1 pseudogene is annotated in these 485 nt (G+C 60.4%); it reads left to right on the top strand.

The window, feature by feature from the left end:
* Positions 1 to 57: 57 nt before the first annotated feature.
* A pseudogene (locus Q0908_RS20310) lies at positions 58 to 485 on the top strand (transposase); the annotation flags it as partial.

Below are 485 nucleotides of genomic sequence, written 5' to 3'. Positions count from 1 at the left end.
GGTTCGGAAGACCGGGCGGTGACCATGTCTGATCTTTTCTGATTGAGCGACGCGCAGATGGCCGGTCTGGCCCCCTTTTCCCAAAGCCCCACGGCAAGCGACCGGTCGACGACAAGCGTGTATGGAGCGGGATTATCTTCATCAATCCCAATGGCTTACGATGACGAGATGCGCCGAAGGCGTATGGTCCACACAAGACGCTCTACAACCGGTGCAGGCGCTGGAGCGACAAGGGCATCTTTGCCCAGATGATGGCCGGTCTGGCTGCCGAACACGGCGAACAGACGACGGTCATGATCGACGCCAGCTATCTCAAGGCCCGTCGAACAGCGACCAGTTTGGGCATCAAAAAAGGGGGCGTGGACGCCTGATCACTGCCCGGCGGTGATGCGAGATCATGTTTGGCAGGTCGAAGGACTGGCGGCGCGTGGCAACCCGCTGCGATCAACGCCCGAAGGTCTTGTTGTCCGCAATCGCTCTCGCGG

It is taken from the genome of uncultured Tateyamaria sp. (assembly GCF_947494755.1).
Lineage (GTDB): Bacteria > Pseudomonadota > Alphaproteobacteria > Rhodobacterales > Rhodobacteraceae > Tateyamaria.
Note: the sequence above shows the minus strand (reverse complement) of the source record. Positions and strands in the feature narration are given on the sequence as shown.